Below are 17,389 nucleotides of genomic sequence, written 5' to 3' on the forward strand. Positions count from 1 at the left end.
CGGTGTACGAGCCGGACCAGTGAAACGGAGGCGGACCGATTGGGGAACCTTTGATTCCGGATTGTTACTTGAGCTTTCCCTGAGCTTCTATAAAATCGATCAAGCTTTTTCCGTGTGACACCCGACGCTGCTGCCCCGCGACGCACGTGTCACACTCGACGCATGCGCGTGTATCTCGGCTCCGACCATGCGGGCTACGAACTCAAGAACCACCTCGTCGAGTGGCTCAAGGCGGCGGGCCACGAGCCCGTCGACTGCGGCCCGCACATCTACGACGCCCAGGACGACTACCCGCCCTTCTGCCTCCGCGCCGCCGAGCGGACGGCCGCCGACGAGGGCTCCCTCGGCATCGTCATCGGCGGCTCCGGGAACGGCGAGCAGATCGCGGCGAACAAGGTGAAGGGTGTCCGGGCGGCCCTGGCCTGGAGCGAGGAGACGGCCGAGCTCGGCCGGCAGCACAACAACGCCAACGTGGTCGCGGTCGGCGCCCGCATGCACTCGCTCGAGGACGCCACGAAGTTCGTCGAGACCTTCCTCAAGACGCCGTTCTCCGGTGACGAGCGTCACGTCCGCCGCATCGACATGCTGTCGTCCTACGAGACGACGGGCGACCTCCCGCCGATCCCGCCGCACCACCCCCAGCAGTAACCCGTCCCCGTACCGGGCCCCGGACCAGGCATCTCCCCGCGGGCCCGGCGGGCGGGCCGAGAAAGGACGACCTCCGTGCCGGAAGGGCACACGATCCACCGGCTGGCCGAGGACCACGCCGCCGCCTTCGCCGGCACGGCCGTGCGCGTCACCAGCCCGCAGGGCAAGTTCTCCGACGCCGCCGCCCTCCTCGACGGCACCGTCCTGCACACCGCCGAGGCCCACGGCAAACACCTCTTCCTCGGCTTCCCCGCCACCGGCTGGGTCCACATCCACCTCGGCCTCTTCGGCAAGGTCACCTTCGGAGCGACCCCCGCGCCGCCGCCCACGGACACCGTCCGCCTGCGCCTGGTGGGCGACACCTCCTACGTCGACCTCCGCGGCCCCACCACCTGCGCCCTGATCACGGACCCCGAGAAGCAGGCGATACACGACCGCCTCGGCCCCGACCCGCTCCGCCCGGACGCCGACCCCCGCACCGCCTACGCGCGCGTCTCCCGCAGCCGCACCACGATCGCCGCGCTGCTGATGGACCAGAAGGTCATCGCCGGCGTCGGCAACGTCTACCGCGCCGAGGTCCTCTTCCGGCACGGCATCGACCCGTACCGGGCGGGCAGGGACATCACCCCCGCCGAGTGGGACGCGATCTGGCAGGACCTCGTCGAGCTGATGCGCGAGGGCGTCCGGAACAACCGCATCGACACCGTCCGCCCGGAACACACCCCCGAGGCCATGGGCCGCCCGCCCCGCGTCGACGACCACGGCGGCGAGGTCTACGTCTACCGCAGGGCCCGCCAGTCCTGCCACGTCTGCGGCGGCGAGGTCCGCACCGCCGACCTCGCCGCCCGCAACCTCTTCTGGTGCCCCGCCTGCCAGCGCGCCTGACGTCGGCTCCCACCCGGCGTCAGAACCCGTGCGGAAGCCACGGCGCCACGTCGGACGCGAACCCCACGGACGCCTCCGCCAGCGCCCCCGGCCGCAGCTCCCGCACCCGCCCGGCGGCGGCCAGCGCGCCCAGCGTCACGCCCCCCAGGTAGGCGGCGCCCAACTCCCGCACCGACAGGGCGAGATCGGCCGCGTCCGCCGTACGCTCGCAGGACGCGCCCTTCGCGTCGCCGGACAGCCGCCAACGTCCCTGGTTCCAGGGGCAGAAGGCGTCCTCCACCTCGAAGACGACGTCCACCGGCGCCTGGTACGTCCGCGCCGCCAGCGCGGCCCCCACGTCCACCAGCCGTACGTACAGCCCGTCCCGGACCCGCGGTTGGCACCGCCGGATGTCCGACACCTGGTACTGCCACGCCTCGTCGACCGGCCGCCCGCGCGCCGTCAGCGTCGTCGTCAGGTCGACGTCGAAGAGGAAGCGCCACAGCGCCGCCTCGGTCGCCGGGTCCAGCCCGGCCAGGGCCTCCAGGACCACCGTGCCGTTGTGTCCGGCGGGCCCCCAGGCCGGCCGCACCCGGAACCGCGCGTACCCGGTGACCGCCCCGTCCCTGCGGGCGACCACGCACTGCAGCGGCGACGCACCGTCCCGCCCGCTCTCCGGGTCCAGCAGTCCCAACCGCTCCCAGCCGGGCCGCCGGGCCAGCATCCCCGGCCGCCCGGGCACCAGCCGGGCGTACACCGCCTCGCACTCGTCGAGGACGTCGGCGGGCGCCGCGTACCGCAGCCGTACCTCATCGGTGCCGTCCGGCACGGACAGGCGCACCCGGCCGGTGTCGATCTCGGCGCTGACCTGGAAGGTGGCGGCGCCGTACCCGAACCGGCCGTAGATCGCCGGCTCGGAGGCCGTCAGCACGGCCAGCGGCTCACCCCAGGAACGGACGTCGTCCAACTGACGCCGCATCATCGACGTCAGCACACCCCGCCGCCGGTGCGTGGCGGCGACGCTCACCATGGTGACGCCCGCCGCGGGCAGCTGCGCACCGCCGGGCACGGTCATCCGGAAGCTGAACGCCCCGGCCGTCCCGACGCATTCGCCCCCGTCCCAGACGCCGAGGGAGCGGTCCGTCTCGGTCAGGGAGTTCCACAGCTCCTTCTCGTCGGCGGACTCCGGGACGCCGCTGAAGGCACGGATCAACGTGCCGTACCACTTGTCCCATTCGTCCTGCCGTAGGGGTCGCGGTCCGGTCGCCGATCCGGTGCCGTCGGTGCTGCCAGTGCCGTTGTCGCCCATGGACCATGCCTATCAGGGCCGTGCGGGGCGGGCGAGAGAATTTCTCCCGGACGGGCGCGCGGCGGCGCCCGTTGGAGTTCACTGTGAAGCCGGGCCTCGGACGGGGGACAAGTGGGACCTCCCGTGCCAAGCGACCGGTCCGATGGATAGGGTCCCGAACTAATGGCAGCAGGACGACAGCGGCGCGCGGAAGCCGAGACGTTCACGGCCCGGTTGAAGAAGCAGTGGCACCGGGCCCGCGTCGGCGTGCGCAGATCCGCCGTCGACCACTTCCGCGGCGACGGCTCGGACTGGATCGCGCTGGCCGGCCTGCTGCTGACGATCCCGGTGATCGCGGCGACCACGATGGCCAACTCGGTCTGGTGCTCACCGGCCGCCCTGGTGCTGCCGATCGTCGCCGGCGGCCTGCTGCTGCGCCCCGCGAGCCTGCTCGGCCTGTACGCGGCGGCGGCCACGGCACTGATCGTGGAGTCCGTGCAGCTGGGCCCCTACACGGAGGGCCCGTCCAGGGTCACCCCGGGCGTGGTCCTCGTGGTGGCCGCCTGCGGCTTCTTCGGACTGCTGCTCGCCCAGTTCCGCAGCCGGGTCGGCGTGCCGTGGCGGCGCGGCAGCACCATGCTGTTCGACCTGCGCGAACGCATCCGCGTCCAGAGCAAGCTGCCCAAGCTGCCGCCGGGCTGGCACCGCGAGATGGCGCTGCGCCCGGCCGGCGGCCAGTCCTTCTCCGGCGACTTCGTGGTCGCGGCCCGCACAGGCGGCGGCCGGACCCTGGAGGTGGTCCTCACCGACGTCTCCGGCAAGGGCATGGACGCCGGCTCCCGCGCGCTGCTGCTGTCCGGGGCCTTCGGCGGACTGCTGGGCAGCCTGCCCCCGCACGCCTTCCTGCCCGCCGCCAACGGCTACCTGCTCCGCCAGGACTGGGACGAGGGCTTCGCCACGTCCATCCACCTGGTCCTCGACCTCGACTCCGGCGACTATGAGCTGTACTCCGCCGGGCATCCGCCGGGCCTCCAGCTCAGCGCCGGTACCGGCCGCTGGGAGGAGAAGGCCGCCGAGGGACCGCTGCTGGGGGTGTACGACGGCGCGCAGTTCGACTCGGTGAAGGGCTCGCTGCGGCCCGGCGACGTGCTGATGCTGTTCACCGACGGACTGGTGGAGACCTCCGACCGCGACATCGTCGAGGGCATCGACCGCCTCACCGGCGAGGCCGACCGCTATGTCGCCGGCGGCTTCCACGGCGCTGCCTGGCACCTGATCGAGGCGGTCGCGAAGGACGTCAACGACGACCGGGCGCTCCTGTTGATCTGCCGCGAGGGGCCGACGGCCCAGGCCCTGACGGCGAGCGACTGAGACACTGGCCGGCGTGTCCGACACCACACCACTGACCCTGGCCGACGTCGAGGCCACCGCCCGCGCCGCCCACGCCGGCCAGACCGACAAGGCGGGCCGGCCGTACGCCGAGCACCTGCGGGCCGTCGCCGAGGGGGTACGCCGGCGCGGCGGGGACGACGAACAGATCGCGGCGGCCTGGCTGCACGACGCCGTCGAGGACGACGCGCTCCCGGAGCGGTGGCTGCGCGAGGCCGCGCTGAGCCGCCGCACCAAGGACATCGTCCTCGCCGTCACCAAGCGGGCCGGGGAGCCGCCCGAGGCGTACGCCGCCCGCATCCTCGCCACACCGGGCGCCCTGCTGGTGAAGGAGGCCGACCTGGCGCACAACGCGGATCCGGCCCGGCTGGCGGTCCTCGACGAGCCCACCCGCACACGACTGACCGAGAAGTACGCGCGGATGCGCGCGCTCCTCGGCCTGGGCGGCTGAAACGGAGGTCCCGGCCGCACCGGGACCTCCTGCCTGCCGACTAGACCGCGACCTTCCGGCTCGGCTCGCGTGCCTCACCGGCCTCACGGGCCTCGTCGTTCGGACGGGCCTCGCGTTCCCGGGCGGCCTCGCCCGCGTCCCGCTTGAACGCCCACTCCATCCGGGGTTCCACCACGCACCGCAGGGTCCGTTGCACGGGCTTGGTGCACAACAGCGTGACGGCGGCGGCCCCGAGGACGGTCAGACCGATCTCGCCGAGCGGGCGGTCCAGCACGGGCGCCTTGAACCAGCCCTCGTAGGTGCCGGCCTTCACCAGGAAGCCGTGCAGCAGGTAGCCGTAGATCGTGCCCGCGCCCAGCGCCGTGAACCACATGCGCCGGCCCGGCACCCAGGCGAAGAAGCAGGCCGTCAGGACCACCGAGCAGCCGAAGAGCGCGAGCGTCAGCACGGGCCCGGTCCACCAGGGGGCGCCCGCGTCCTGTGCGGGGGCGTTGCGGTAGAACCAGCCCGTCTCCATGCGCGGCACCGACCACCACGCGACGGCCACCGCCGCCGCGACCACCGGCACCGCCGCGATCCGCACCGAGCGGCGCCGCACCAGCGCGAAGTGCTCGGGCCGCAGCACCAGACCCAGCACGAAGCACGGCAGGAACTGCAGCACCCGCTGCATGTTGAGGTCGTTCCCGACCGAGGGGGCCATGGAGGCCAGGGCCGCGATGCCGAGCGCGATCGGCAGCGGCCACCGGACCGTCTTCCAGATGGGGGTGGTCAGCCGCCAGACGAACAACGCGCAGAGGAACCACAGGAGGTACGTGGGGTCGAGCAGGCTGATGTCGTGGCCCGGGACGTCGTCTCCGTAGCGCCGGTGCAGCGCGTAGGCCACCTCGAAGACGACATACGGGACGACGACGCCGGTGATCAGCCGCTTGACGCGTTTGGGACTCAGGTCGAAGCTGCGCGAGAAGTAGCCGGAGATGATGATGAACGCCGGCATGTGGAAGGTGTACACGACCCGGTACAGGGTCTCCACGGTCCGGTTGCCGTCGAGGATCTGCCCCCAGGCGTGCCCCACGCCGACCAGCACGATCGCCAGGTACTTGGCGTTGTCGAAGAACGCGTCGCGCTGCTTGCTCGGTTGTCGGGGGAGTGGAGTCCTGCGGTCGCCGTGCGGTCGCAGCGAGGTCGTCATGCAACCCCCCGCCGGAAACTCGGCGAGTCGGTGCATGACCTCGCTGCTCTGATGGGGGACGAGGCAGCGTAGAACATCTGAGGCACCCTAGCGTTGTCCGTGTGAATCCGTAAAACCATCGACGTCATTCCGGTATTCGGATCCCAAGTGCACTGCGAGTACCCCGTATTTCGGGGAACTTGACCTCGTTGCCCGCGTGACGGCCCCCACACCTCCACGCCTCGGCGGGTGTCGCCGAGTCTCTCCAAGTGCCCAACTTGTCCTGACTCTTCATGACTAACCCGGTCATAAGTCCGGCGGGCGACTCTGCTGGAATGTCCCCTTCAATGCCCTTTCAACGGCCGATCGCGGGCCCCTCGATGTGCCTGCGGCAACAATTCGAAATGCCTGCGAACGCGATGTGTGGGCATGGAAACGAACTGGTCGGAATTCATGACGGGAGTGCACTGTCGAATTTCTGTGCGGCATACGCGTGTCGGGGCGCCCGCCGTGCCCGCCCGCACGCTCGGGCGCACGCCGGCCGACCGGAACCGGCCGGACGATGTGTCACCTGCCGCATGACGCGGCCCGGTTGGTGGCACGATGGTTCTGGCGGGGGCGCGCGGGGTTGCGCCCCCGGGCCGGGAGAGCGGACCGACCGAGGGTGTGATCAGTTGTGGCCATTTCACTGTCAGTGGTGCTGCTGTTGGCGATCATCCTGGTGGTGCTGCTGCGAGGGGGCTCCATCAAGGCGGGCCCGGCGATCGTCGCCGTCCTCTTCGGCTTCTTCCTCGCCTCGACCGGCATGGCCGACGACATCCAGCGGTTCCTGAACTCGATAGCGGAGACGATCAACTCCATCCAGTTCTAGGCACCCGCCCCTCCCCGGACGCACAAAGACCTCCGGCCCGGTCCCTTGACGGAACCGGGCCGGAGGTCCGGTGGAGCGGGCGACGGGAATCGAACCCGCGTAGCTAGTTTGGAAGACTAGGGCTCTACCATTGAGCTACGCCCGCACGGCGCGCACCGCAGGTCGGCGACCGCGGCACTGCAGGCATCGTAGCGGGTCGTCCCCCTTCACCGCACACCCCGTTTCCGTCGACCCCGGACCTTCGCGGACGCTCGGGAAAATGAGGCGCTCCCCACTGCCTGGCGGCATGTACCCTACGTGTCGCACCAGACGGGGTGTGGCGCAGCTTGGTAGCGCGTCCGCTTTGGGAGCGGAAGGCCGTGGGTTCAAATCCCGCCACCCCGACCATCCACCGGCCGTCCGGGGTCGTCGACCGGCCATCCGGCCGATCACCTGGCGTGATCACCTTTTGGGTGGCGTAGCCGCTGCCGTTACTATGCAAGCTGCACGCCCGTGTGTCTCAGCGTCTGCAGTCTCCGGGCGGCGAAATCGGCCGGGCCCCTCTGGCTCCGGCAGAACCCAAGAAGTCAGCCACAAGGAGACCGAACCGTGAAGAGCGCCGTGGAGACCCTGAACCCGACCCGGGTTCGGCTCACTGTCGAGGTGCCCTTCGAGGAGCTCAAGGACAGCCTCGACGCGGCGTACAAGAAGATCAACCAGCAGGTCACGGTGAAGGGCTTCCGCAAGGGCAAGATCCCTGCCCGCGTCATCGACCAGCGGTTCGGCCGCGGTGCCGTGCTGGAGGAGGCCGTCAACGACGCGCTTCCCAAGTTCTACACCGACGCGGTGAACGAGGCCGAGCTGAACCCGCTCGGCCAGCCCGAGGTCGACATCACGGAGCTGAAGGACGGCGAGACGCTGAACTTCACCGCCGAGGTCGACATCCGCCCGACCCTCGAGATCCCGGACTACTCCGGCATCGAGGTCGAGGTCGACGCCGTCGAGGTCACCGACGAGGACGTCGAGAAGTCCGTGGAGCAGCTGCGCGAGCGCTTCGCCTCCACCTCCCCGGTCGAGCGCGCCGCCGAGGACGGCGACGTGGTCACCATCGACCTGGAGGCCAAGGTCGACGGCGAGGTCCTCGAGGACGGCATCGCCAACGGCGTCTCCTACACCATCGGCTCCGGTGAGCTGCTGGACGGCATCGACGACGCCGTGAAGGGCCTGGAGGCCGGTGGCGAGACCACCTTCACCTCCGAGCTCAAGGGTGGCTCGGCGGCCGGCCGCGAGGCCGAGGTCACCGTCAAGGTCACCCAGGTCGCCAAGCGGGAGCTGCCCGAGCTGGACGACGACTTCGCGCAGCTGGCGTCCGAGTTCGACACCCTGGACGAGCTGAAGGCCGACAGCCGCAAGCGCCTGGCCAACATGAAGCAGTACGACCAGGCCACCCAGGCCCAGGAGCGCGTGCTGGACAAGCTGCTCGAGCTGGTCGAGGTCCCGGTCCCCGAGAAGCTCCTCGAGGACGAGATCAACACCCGCAAGCACAACCTGGAGCACCACCAGCTCGGTCAGATGGGCCTCACCCTCGACAAGTACCTGGAGCTCCAGGGCAAGACCGCCGAGGAGTTCGAGACCGAGACCCGCGAGGCCGCGGTCAAGGGCATCAAGACCCAGTTCGTCCTGGACGAGCTGGTCAAGCAGGAGAAGCTCAACGTCAACCAGGAGGAGCTCACCGAGCACCTCATGCGGCGCGCGGCCTCCTCCGGCATGTCCCCCGACCAGTTCGCGCAGGCCGTCGTCGAGCAGGGCCAGGTCCCGCTGCTCGTCGGTGAGGTCGCCCGCGGCAAGGCCCTGGCCGTCGTGGTCGAGAAGGCCACGGTCAAGGACACCAACGGCGAGATCGTCGACCTGGACGACGAGGAGGACGAGGCGGAGACCGCCGAGGCCGCCGCCGAGGCCCCCGAGGCCGAGGCCGCCGAGGCCGCCGAGGAGAAGAACGAGGGCTGACCCTCGCGTCACCTCTGACGGACGTACGACGGGCCCCGAGACGCGCATGCCTCTCGGGGCCCGTCGCGTCGTCCGGCCCCGGGGGTCGCGGGGAACCATGCGACAGGCCGTGACCCACCCGTGCCCGCCCGCGACCGGCAGGTTCACGGCGAACCCCACCCGGGGGCCCGGGGCGCGGCCCCCGCGACGGCGACACCAGCGCCGGGCGGCAACCAACCTGCGCTCACAGCGAACACCGCCGGAACCGGGATGGCGCCGCAGGCCCACCGCGTTAGGGTCCATGAATACGAGGGCAGGGGAGTCCCCGAACAGCGCCGGACGGCCCCACGCCCCGGCAGAACACGTGAGACGGCCCGGCGCCGTCGTAGACGAGCAGGTGGATACGTGACGAATCTGATGCCCTCCGCCGCCGGCGAGCCTTCCATCGGTGGTGGCCTCGGCGACCAGGTCTACAACCGGCTGCTCGGCGAGCGGATCATCTTCCTCGGTCAGCCGGTGGACGACGACATCGCCAACAAGATCACCGCGCAGCTGCTGCTCCTTGCCTCCGACCCGGACAAGGACATTTACCTGTACATCAACAGCCCGGGCGGTTCGATCACGGCCGGCATGGCGATCTACGACACCATGCAGTACATCAAGAACGACGTGGTGACGATCGCCATGGGCCTCGCGGCCTCGATGGGTCAGTTCCTGCTCAGCGCGGGCACCCCGGGCAAGCGCTTCGCCCTGCCGAACGCCGAGATCCTGATCCACCAGCCCTCCGCCGGCCTGGCGGGTTCGGCCTCGGACATCAAGATCCACGCCGAGCGGCTGCTGCACACCAAGAAGCGGATGGCCGAGCTCACGGCCCAGCACACCGGCCAGACGGTCGAGCAGATCACCCGCGACTCGGACCGCGACCGCTGGTTCGACGCCTTCGAGGCCAAGGAGTACGGCCTCATCGACGACGTCATCGCCACGGCCGCCGGCATGCCGGGCGGCGGCGGCACCGGGGCCTGAGCCGCTCCCCACGGGGCCTCCGGGTCCCGTGGGAACGAGCCGAGCCCTCTGCGGGCCCAGCGCGCCCCAGCCAGCCCCGAGCGACCGCCTCAGCCCCTTTCCAGGAGACACTGTGAACGACTTCCCCGGCAGCGGCCTGTACGACCGCACGCGCGCCGAGTACACCGGCCCCGCGGCCGAGTCCCGCTACGTCATCCCGCGCTTCGTCGAGCGCACCTCCCAGGGCATCCGCGAGTACGACCCGTACGCGAAGCTCTTCGAGGAGCGCGTGATCTTCCTGGGCGTCCAGATCGACGACGCCTCCGCCAACGACGTCATGGCGCAGCTGCTGTGCCTGGAGTCGATGGACCCCGACCGGGACATCTCGGTCTACATCAACAGCCCCGGCGGCTCCTTCACGGCGCTCACGGCCATCTACGACACGATGCAGTACGTGAAGCCGGACATCCAGACGGTCTGCATGGGCCAGGCGGCCTCCGCCGCCGCCGTCCTGCTGGCCGCCGGCACGCCGGGCAAGCGCATGGCGCTGCCGAACGCCCGCGTCCTGATCCACCAGCCCTACAGCGAGACCGGCCGCGGCCAGGTCTCCGACCTGGAGATCGCCGCCAACGAGATCCTGCGGATGCGCTCGCAGCTGGAGGAGATGCTGGCCAAGCACTCCACCACGCCGGTCGAGAAGATCCGCGAGGACATCGAGCGCGACAAGATCCTCACGGCCGAGGACGCGCTGAGCTACGGCCTGATCGACCAGATCATCACCACCCGGAAGATGGACAACGCCTCCCTCCGCTGAGGCGGGAGGCTGTATCGTCTGCCGCCCCTTGGCATGGTTTGGCGCGTTTCACGTCAAAGCGAACCGTGCCAAGGGGGGCCCGAACGGGGGGCCCGGCAAGGTACCGTCGACATAAGGCAGCACCAGGAGCCGCTGGACTCGAACGTGTCCAGGCGTCTCCCAGGCGAAGGGGAAGCACACCGTGGCACGCATCGGTGACGGCGGCGATCTGCTCAAGTGCTCGTTCTGCGGGAAGAGCCAGAAGCAGGTCAAGAAGCTCATCGCAGGGCCCGGTGTGTACATCTGCGACGAGTGCATCGATCTCTGCAACGAGATCATCGAGGAAGAGCTCGCCGAGACCAGCGAGGTGCGCTGGGAGGAGCTTCCGAAGCCCCGCGAGATCTACGAGTTCCTCGAGGGGTACGTGGTCGGCCAGGAGGCCGCCAAGAAGGCCCTCTCCGTCGCGGTGTACAACCACTACAAGCGGGTCCAGGCCGGTGAGAACGGCGGCGCCCAAGGCCGGGACGACGCCATCGAGTTGGCGAAGTCCAACATCCTGCTGCTCGGCCCCACGGGCTCCGGCAAGACCCTGCTGGCCCAGACCCTCGCCCGCATGCTGAACGTCCCGTTCGCGATCGCCGACGCCACGGCGCTCACGGAGGCCGGGTACGTCGGCGAGGACGTCGAGAACATCCTGCTGAAGCTGATCCAGGCCGCCGACTACGACGTCAAGAAGGCCGAGACCGGGATCATCTACATCGACGAGATCGACAAGGTCGCGCGGAAGAGTGAGAACCCGTCGATCACGCGCGACGTGAGCGGCGAGGGCGTCCAGCAGGCGCTGCTCAAGATCCTCGAGGGCACCACGGCCTCGGTCCCGCCGCAGGGCGGCCGCAAGCACCCGCATCAGGAGTTCATCCAGATCGACACGACGAACGTCCTGTTCATCGTGGGCGGCGCCTTCGCCGGCCTGGAGAAGATCATCGAGGGCCGTGCGGGCGCCAAGGGCATCGGCTTCGGCGCGACGATCCGCTCCAAGCGGGAGCTGGAGTCCAAGGACCAGTTCGAGGAGGTCATGCCGGAGGACCTGGTCAAGTTCGGCATGATCCCCGAGTTCATCGGCCGCCTCCCCGTGATCACCAGCGTGCACAACCTCGACCGCGAGGCGCTCCTGAAGATCCTGGTCGAGCCGCGTAACGCGCTGGTGAAGCAGTACCAGCGTCTGTTCGAACTCGACGGGGTGGAGCTGGACTTCGAGCGAGAGGCCCTGGAGGCCATCGCCGACCAGGCCATCCTCCGCCAGACCGGCGCCCGCGGCCTGCGCGCCATCATGGAGGAGGTCCTCCAGGGCGTGATGTACGAGGTCCCGTCCCGCAAGGACGTGGCCCGCGTCGTCATCACGGCCGACGTCGTCCTCTCCAACGTCAACCCGACCCTCATCCCGCGGGACTCGCGCGGGCGGGGCTCCGGGGAGCAGAAGACGGCGTAGCCGTCGCCGTACGCACGCCGAAGGGGCCCGGTCGAGCGACCGGGCCCCTTTCGCGTGGTGCCGACGGCGTCAGGCCTTGACGCGGACTTCCTTGCGGAGCTTGGTGGTGAGGTCCACCGCCACGTCCTTGCTGATGCCCGTGGTGACCTCACCGGGCGACACCATGGCGATGGTGCTGTAGTCGGCCCACGCGCAGAACCAGTCGGTCTTCTCCTTCTTGGTGACCGGGTTCTTGCCCTGGGCCGCCTGGCACCTCATGACCGCGCCGTCGAGGTCGACCTCCTCGGCCTCGCCGACGAGGTCCGCCTCGGTGTCCGTGCTGCCGGAGGAGCCCTCCTCGGAGGACTTCTTCATCTCGGCGAAGAGCTTGTCCAGCGCCGCCTCGGGGTCGGCGATCTCACCGTAGGCACCGGCGTACGTGATCGTCTTGAAGTCGGACGGGGCCGAGCTGGGGTCGCTCGGGTCGTAACTCGTGGGGTCCGCCGTGGAGTACACGGCGACGACGGACTTGCCGTTCTTGACGCCGGACTTCTCCAGGTCACTCGCGGAGTCGTCGCCGCCGGCGCCGTCCTCGGAGACCCGCTTGTAGTCGGTGAGCACCGTCGCCGGCGTCGTCAGCTTGTGGGCGCCGTCGTCCTCGATGCCGCCCGCGCCGCCGCCCCCGCCGAGGACGAAGTACGCGCCGACGCCGATCGCGGCCACGACCGCCACCGCGCCGATGATCAGGCCGGTCTTCTTCTTGCCGCCGCCCGCGGCCGGAGGCTGGGGCATGCCGTAGGGCTGCTGGCCGTACGGGGGCTGCTGGCCGTAGGGGTTCGGCTGCTGCGGGACGCCCTGCGGGGGCTGCTGCGGGTAGCCGTAGCCCGGCTGGGGCTGGGGAGGGGGCGCCTGCTGGGGGTAGCCGTAGCCGGGCTGGGGGGCCTGCGGCGGCTGGCCGTACGGTCCCGGCTGGCCGTACGGTCCGGGCTGCTGGGGCTGCCCGCCGTACGGGCCCGGCTGGTTGTGACTCATTCCTGGGTTCCCCTCCAGATGCTTACGTGGTGCTGACATCCTGACGCAGATATGGCGTGCGCAGGTCACCGGGGGGCGCACCGTTACAAAGGAATGGCGTTTCGGGACTGGGCCGTGACGCCCTTAAACTGACCCCCGTGACCGACAAGACTCAGCAGCCGCAATCAGCGCCCACGACCGAACTGCCGACCCAGTACACGCCGGCCGAGGTAGAGGGGAAGCTGTACGAGCGCTGGGTAGAACAGGGCTACTTCGAGGCGGACGCGGGGAGCGACAAGCCGCCGTTCACCGTCGTCATCCCGCCGCCGAACGTCACGGGCAGCCTGCACCTCGGGCACGCCTTCGAGCACACGCTCATCGACGCCCTGACCCGCCGCAAGCGGATGCAGGGGTACGAGACGCTGTGGCAGCCCGGCATGGACCACGCCGGGATCGCGACGCAGAACGTCGTCGAGCGGGAGCTCGCCAAGGAGGGCAAGTCCCGGCACGACCTGGGCCGGGAGGCATTCGTCGAGCGGGTCTGGCAGTGGAAGTCCGAGTCCGGTGGGCAGATCAGCGGACAGATGCGACGCCTCGGTGACGGCGTCGCCTGGTCGCGTGAGCGCTTCACCATGGACGAGGGGCTGTCCCAGGCCGTCCAGACCATCTTCAAGCGGCTCTACGACGACGAGCTGATCTACCGCGCCGAGCGCATCATCAACTGGTGCCCGCGCTGCCTGACCGCGATCTCCGACATCGAGGTCGAGTACCAGGACGACGACGGCGAGCTCGTCTCGATGAAGTACGGCGACGGGGACGACACCATCGTCGTCGCCACCACCCGCGCCGAGACCATGCTCGGTGACACCGCCGTCGCCGTGCACCCCGAGGACGAGCGGTACAAGCACCTGGTCGGCAAGCTCATCAAGCTGCCGCTCACCGACCGCTCCATCCCGGTCGTCGCCGACGAGCACGTCGACCCCGAGTTCGGCACCGGCGCCGTCAAGGTGACGCCCGCCCACGACCCGAACGACTTCGAGATCGGCCAGCGGCACGACCTGCCCGCCGTCACGATCATGGACGAGCATGCCGTGATCACCGCCCACGGCCCCTTCCAGGGCCTGGACCGGCTGGAGGCCCGCTCCGCCATCGTCGCCGCGCTGCGCGCCGAGGGCCGGATCGTCGCCGAGAAGCGGCCGTACGTCCACTCCGTCGGCCACTGCTCGCGCTGCAAGACCACCATCGAGCCGCGCCTGTCCATGCAGTGGTGGGTCAAGGTCGGCCCGCTGGCCAAGGCGGCCGGCGACGCGGTCCGTGACGGCAAGGTCAAGATCCACCCGCAGGAGATGGAGAAGCGGTACTTCGACTGGGTCGACAACCTGCACGACTGGTGCATCTCGCGCCAGCTGTGGTGGGGCCACCGCATCCCGGTCTGGTACGGCCCGAACGGCGAGGTCGTCTGCGTCGGTCCCGACGAGCAGCCGCCGACCGGCGAGGGCTGGCACCAGGACTCCGACGTCCTGGACACCTGGTTCTCGTCCGGCCTGTGGCCGTTCTCCACGCTCGGCTGGCCGGAGCAGACCGAGTCGCTCGCGAAGTTCTACCCGAACTCCGTCCTGGTCACCGGCTACGACATCCTCTTCTTCTGGGTCGCCCGGATGATGATGTTCGGCCTGTACGCCATGGACGGCACCCCGCCGTTCCACACCATCGCCCTGCACGGCATGGTCCGTGACCAGAACGGCAAGAAGATGTCGAAGTCCTTCGGCAACGTGGTGAACCCGCTGGACTGGATGGACAAGTACGGCTCCGACGCGCTCCGCTTCACCCTGGCGCGCGGTGCCAACCCGGGCGTCGACGTCCCGATCGGCGAGGACTGGGTCCAGGGCTCCCGCAACTTCGCGAACAAGATCTGGAACGCCACCCGCTTCGCGCTGATGAACGGCGCGACGGTCGACGGGCCGCTGCCGGACGCGTCGAAGATGTCCTCGACCGACCGCTGGATCCTCTCCCGTCTGAACTCGGTCGTCGCCGAGGTCGACGTGTACTACGAGGACTACCAGTTCGCGAAGCTGTCGGACGCGCTGTTCCACTTCGCCTGGGACGAGGTCTTCGACTGGTACGTCGAGCTCTCCAAGACGACGTTCCAGGCGGGCGGCGAGGCGGCCGAGGTCAGCAAGCGCGTCCTCGGCGAGGTCCTGGACGTCACGCTGCGGCTGCTGCACCCGGTGGTCCCGTTCGTGACGGAGACCCTGTGGACCACGCTGACCGGCGGCGAGTCGGTCGTCGTCGCGGACTGGCCGGAGGACTCGGGCTTCCGGGACGTCGACGCCGAGCGCGAGATCGAGACGCTCCAGTCGGTGATCACCGAGGTCCGCCGGTTCCGCGCCGACCAGGGTCTCCAGCCCGGTCAGCGGGTCCCGGCCCGGCTGTCGCTGGCCGGCACGGCGCTCGCCCCGCACGAGGCGGCCGTCCGGCAGCTGCTGCGGCTGCAGCCGGAGGGCGACTCCTTCACGGCCACGGCGACGCTGCCGGTGGCGGGTGTCGAGGTGGCGCTGGACCTGTCCGGTGCCATCGACGTGGCCGCGGAGCGCAAGCGGCTCGCGAAGGACCTCGCGGCCGCGGAGAAGGAGAAGGCGCAGGCCAACGGGAAGCTCGGCAACGAGGCGTTCCTCGCGAAGGCGCCGGATCACGTGGTGGAGAAGATCCGGACGCGGCTGGCCAAGGCCGACGAGGACATCGCGCGGATCCAGGCGCAGCTGGAGCGGCTGCCGCAGGCGTAGGCGCCCGTACGTGGAGGAAGGCTCCCGGTGCCCTGTCGGCGCCGGGAGCCTTCACGCTCCCAGGGGCGCGGGGAACCGCGCGAGCAACCAGCGACGGCCCGCAGCCGCGCGACAGGACAAGCCACCCACAACCTCTGTCGGCGATGCTCCGTAGACTGGTCCCCGTGAGTGAGCTCCCCCCGCACGACAGCAGTGAGCAGTCGGACCCCGGTGAATCGTTCGACGAGATCATCGCGGCCGAGACCGACCGTGACCCCGATCTCGCGGTCATCGAGGCCGGCAGCCGTACCCTGCGGACGCAGGGCGGCCCGCCGCAGGCCGATGTCCCCGCGCGGCCTGAGGATCCCGAGGTGGACAGGGCCCTGCGCGAGGTCGAGGCGGAGCTCGCGACCCGCTGGGGCGAGACCAAGCTGGAGCCGTCCGTCGCGCGCATCGCCGCGCTGATGGACGTGCTGGGCGAGCCGCAGCGGTCGTACCCGTCCATCCACATCACGGGGACCAACGGCAAGACCTCCACCGCCCGCATGATCGAGGCCCTGCTCGGCGCCTTCGAGCTGCGCACCGGGCGGTACACCTCCCCGCACGTGCAGTCCATCACCGAGCGGATCAGCCTGGACGGGGCGCCGGTCTCCCCGGAGCGGTTCATCGAGACGTACCAGGACATCAAGCCGTACGTCGAGATGGTGGACGCGCAGCAGGAGTACCGGCTGTCCTTCTTCGAGGTGCTCACGGGCATGGCGTACGCCGCCTTCGCCGACGCGCCCGTCGACGTGGCGGTCGTGGAAGTGGGGATGGGCGGCTCCTGGGACGCCACCAACGTCATCGACGGGGACGTCGCCGTCGTCACGCCGATCGACCTGGACCACACCGACCGGCTCGGCGAGACGCTCGCCGCGATCGCCGGCGAGAAGGCCGGCATCGTCAAGCAGGACGCCACCGTGATCCTGGCCCAGCAGCCGGTGGACGCGGCGCAGGTGCTGCTGAAGAAGGCCGTGGACGTGAACGCGACCGTGGCGCGTGAGGGGCTGGAGTTCGGCGTCGTCGCCCGGCAGGTCGCCGTCGGCGGGCAGCTGCTGACCCTGCGCGGGCTCGGCGGCGAGTACACCGAGATCTACCTGCCGCTGCACGGCGCCCACCAGGCGCACAACGCCGCCGTGGCGCTCGCCGCCGTCGAGGCGTTCTTCGGCGTCGGGGCGCAGCGTCCCGAGCCGCTCGACGTCGACACCGTGCGCAAGGCCTTCGCCGCCGTCGCCTCACCGGGGCGGCTGGAGGTCGTGCGGCGTTCGCCCACCGTCGTGCTGGACGCCGCACACAACCCGGCCGGCGCGCGGGTGACCGCGGAGGCGGTCGGGGAGGCGTTCCAGTTCAGCCGGCTCATCGGCGTGGTCGGCGCGAGCGGCGACAAGAACGTGCGGGGGCTGCTGGAGGCCTTCGAGCCGGTCTTCGCCGAGGTCGTCGTCACCCAGAACTCCAGCCACCGCGCGATGGACGCCGACGAGCTGGCGGCGATCGCCGTCGAGGTGTTCGGGGAGGACCGCGTGCAGGTCGAGCCGCGGCTGCCGGACGCGCTGGAGGCCGCGATCACGCTGGCCGAGGAGGAGGGCGAGTTCGCGGGCGGCGGCGTGCTCGTCACCGGTTCCGTCATCACCGTCGGCGAGGCCCGGCTGCTGCTGGGGAAGGGCTGAGGA

The 17,389-nt window shown here is 70.3% G+C and carries 14 protein-coding genes and 2 tRNA genes; 12 read left to right on the forward strand and 4 right to left on the reverse strand.

The features are described from left to right. The first annotated feature begins 162 nt into the window (after nt 1-162). Both IE260_RS05870 and IE260_RS05875 read left to right on the forward strand, forming a co-directional pair. Entirely contained in the window at nt 163-648 is a 486-nt protein-coding gene (locus IE260_RS05870; RefSeq protein WP_189869387.1) for a ribose-5-phosphate isomerase, read from the forward strand. A 75-nt stretch (nt 649-723) separates the two neighbouring features. Then, the gene (locus tag IE260_RS05875) at nt 724-1,533 is read left to right on the forward strand and encodes an Fpg/Nei family DNA glycosylase (RefSeq protein ID WP_189869388.1); all 810 of its coding nucleotides are present in this window, start codon (nt 724-726) and stop codon (nt 1,531-1,533) included. A gap of 19 nt (nt 1,534-1,552) precedes the next feature. Here the strand turns inward: IE260_RS05875 and IE260_RS05880 are convergent, their stop codons facing one another. Then, nucleotides 1,553-2,821 (reverse strand): GNAT family N-acetyltransferase, encoded by a 1,269-nt coding sequence (locus tag IE260_RS05880; protein WP_189869389.1) that lies wholly within the window; start codon nt 2,819-2,821, stop codon nt 1,553-1,555. 162 nt (nt 2,822-2,983) lie between these two features. Between IE260_RS05880 and IE260_RS05885 the strand changes: the two genes are divergently transcribed. Then, entirely contained in the window at nt 2,984-4,171 is a 1,188-nt protein-coding gene (locus IE260_RS05885; RefSeq protein WP_189869390.1) for a PP2C family protein-serine/threonine phosphatase, read from the forward strand. 13 nt (nt 4,172-4,184) lie between these two features. Beyond that, the gene (locus IE260_RS05890) at nt 4,185-4,640 is read left to right on the forward strand and encodes an HD domain-containing protein (RefSeq protein WP_229880438.1); all 456 of its coding nucleotides are present in this window, start codon (nt 4,185-4,187) and stop codon (nt 4,638-4,640) included. Nucleotides 4,641-4,680: 40 nt separating this feature from the next. On the opposite strand, the gene IE260_RS05895 is transcribed toward IE260_RS05890, so the two are convergent. Beyond that, nucleotides 4,681-5,829, reverse strand: a complete 1,149-nt coding sequence (locus IE260_RS05895; RefSeq protein WP_189869391.1) for an acyltransferase family protein — start codon at nt 5,827-5,829, stop codon at nt 4,681-4,683. A gap of 655 nt (nt 5,830-6,484) precedes the next feature. Between IE260_RS05895 and IE260_RS05900 the strand changes: the two genes are divergently transcribed. Further along, on the forward strand, nt 6,485-6,679 hold the full coding sequence (locus tag IE260_RS05900) for a hypothetical protein (protein WP_123999966.1): 195 nt from the start codon (nt 6,485-6,487) through the stop codon (nt 6,677-6,679). A 71-nt stretch (nt 6,680-6,750) separates the two neighbouring features. On the opposite strand, the gene IE260_RS05905 is transcribed toward IE260_RS05900, so the two are convergent. Beyond that, a tRNA-Gly gene (locus IE260_RS05905) sits at nt 6,751-6,824 on the reverse strand. Between the two features lie 165 nt (nt 6,825-6,989). On the opposite strand from IE260_RS05905, the gene IE260_RS05910 reads away from it, so the two are divergent. The 5 genes from IE260_RS05910 (at nt 6,990) to clpX (ending at nt 11,928) form a co-directional block, all read left to right on the forward strand. Further along, nucleotides 6,990-7,066: transfer RNA gene (locus IE260_RS05910), tRNA-Pro, on the forward strand. Nucleotides 7,067-7,267: 201 nt separating this feature from the next. Beyond that, nucleotides 7,268-8,665 (forward strand): trigger factor, encoded by a 1,398-nt coding sequence (gene tig, locus IE260_RS05915; RefSeq protein ID WP_189869392.1) that lies wholly within the window; start codon nt 7,268-7,270, stop codon nt 8,663-8,665. A gap of 396 nt (nt 8,666-9,061) precedes the next feature. Continuing rightward, complete coding sequence (locus IE260_RS05920; protein ID WP_030858107.1) at nt 9,062-9,667, forward strand: ATP-dependent Clp protease proteolytic subunit; 606 nt, start codon at nt 9,062-9,064, stop codon at nt 9,665-9,667. A 112-nt stretch (nt 9,668-9,779) separates the two neighbouring features. Further along, a complete protein-coding gene (locus IE260_RS05925) occupies nt 9,780-10,460 on the forward strand; it encodes an ATP-dependent Clp protease proteolytic subunit (RefSeq protein WP_308434642.1) in 681 nt (226 codons plus the stop codon). A gap of 181 nt (nt 10,461-10,641) precedes the next feature. After that, nucleotides 10,642-11,928, forward strand: coding sequence for an ATP-dependent Clp protease ATP-binding subunit ClpX (gene clpX, locus IE260_RS05930; RefSeq protein WP_188179376.1), 1,287 nt, complete (start codon nt 10,642-10,644; stop codon nt 11,926-11,928). A gap of 69 nt (nt 11,929-11,997) precedes the next feature. Here the strand turns inward: clpX and IE260_RS05935 are convergent, their stop codons facing one another. Next, nucleotides 11,998-12,939 (reverse strand): hypothetical protein, encoded by a 942-nt coding sequence (locus IE260_RS05935; RefSeq protein WP_189869393.1) that lies wholly within the window; start codon nt 12,937-12,939, stop codon nt 11,998-12,000. A gap of 137 nt (nt 12,940-13,076) precedes the next feature. Here IE260_RS05935 and IE260_RS05940 point away from each other — a divergent pair, with 137 nt between their 5' ends. Together IE260_RS05940 and folC are read left to right on the forward strand one after the other, a co-directional pair. After that, the gene (locus IE260_RS05940; RefSeq protein ID WP_189869394.1) at nt 13,077-15,701 is read left to right on the forward strand and encodes a valine--tRNA ligase; all 2,625 of its coding nucleotides are present in this window, start codon (nt 13,077-13,079) and stop codon (nt 15,699-15,701) included. Between the two features lie 143 nt (nt 15,702-15,844). After that, complete coding sequence (gene folC, locus IE260_RS05945; RefSeq protein ID WP_373303314.1) at nt 15,845-17,386, forward strand: bifunctional tetrahydrofolate synthase/dihydrofolate synthase; 1,542 nt, start codon at nt 15,845-15,847, stop codon at nt 17,384-17,386. Nucleotides 17,387-17,389 lie beyond the last annotated feature (3 nt).

Origin of the sequence: Streptomyces viridiviolaceus, from assembly GCF_014650995.1 — a bacterium.
GTDB classification, from domain to species: domain Bacteria; phylum Actinomycetota; class Actinomycetes; order Streptomycetales; family Streptomycetaceae; genus Streptomyces; species Streptomyces viridiviolaceus.

Excerpts from the sequence above, each read along its gene's own strand:
- IE260_RS05920 (WP_030858107.1), top strand. The coding sequence starts at position 9,062 with ATGCCCTCCGCCGCCGGCGAGCCTTCCATCGGTGGTGGCCTCGGCGAC.
- IE260_RS05870 (WP_189869387.1), top strand. The coding sequence starts at position 163 with ATGCGCGTGTATCTCGGCTCCGACCATGCGGGCTACGAACTCAAGAAC.
- IE260_RS05935 (WP_189869393.1), bottom strand. The coding sequence starts at position 12,939 with ATGAGTCACAACCAGCCGGGCCCGTACGGCGGGCAGCCCCAGCAGCCC.
- IE260_RS05885 (WP_189869390.1), top strand. The coding sequence starts at position 2,984 with ATGGCAGCAGGACGACAGCGGCGCGCGGAAGCCGAGACGTTCACGGCC.
- folC (WP_373303314.1), top strand. The coding sequence starts at position 15,845 with ATGCTCCGTAGACTGGTCCCCGTGAGTGAGCTCCCCCCGCACGACAGC.
- IE260_RS05895 (WP_189869391.1), bottom strand. The coding sequence starts at position 5,829 with ATGACGACCTCGCTGCGACCGCACGGCGACCGCAGGACTCCACTCCCC.
- IE260_RS05880 (WP_189869389.1), bottom strand. The coding sequence starts at position 2,821 with ATGGGCGACAACGGCACTGGCAGCACCGACGGCACCGGATCGGCGACC.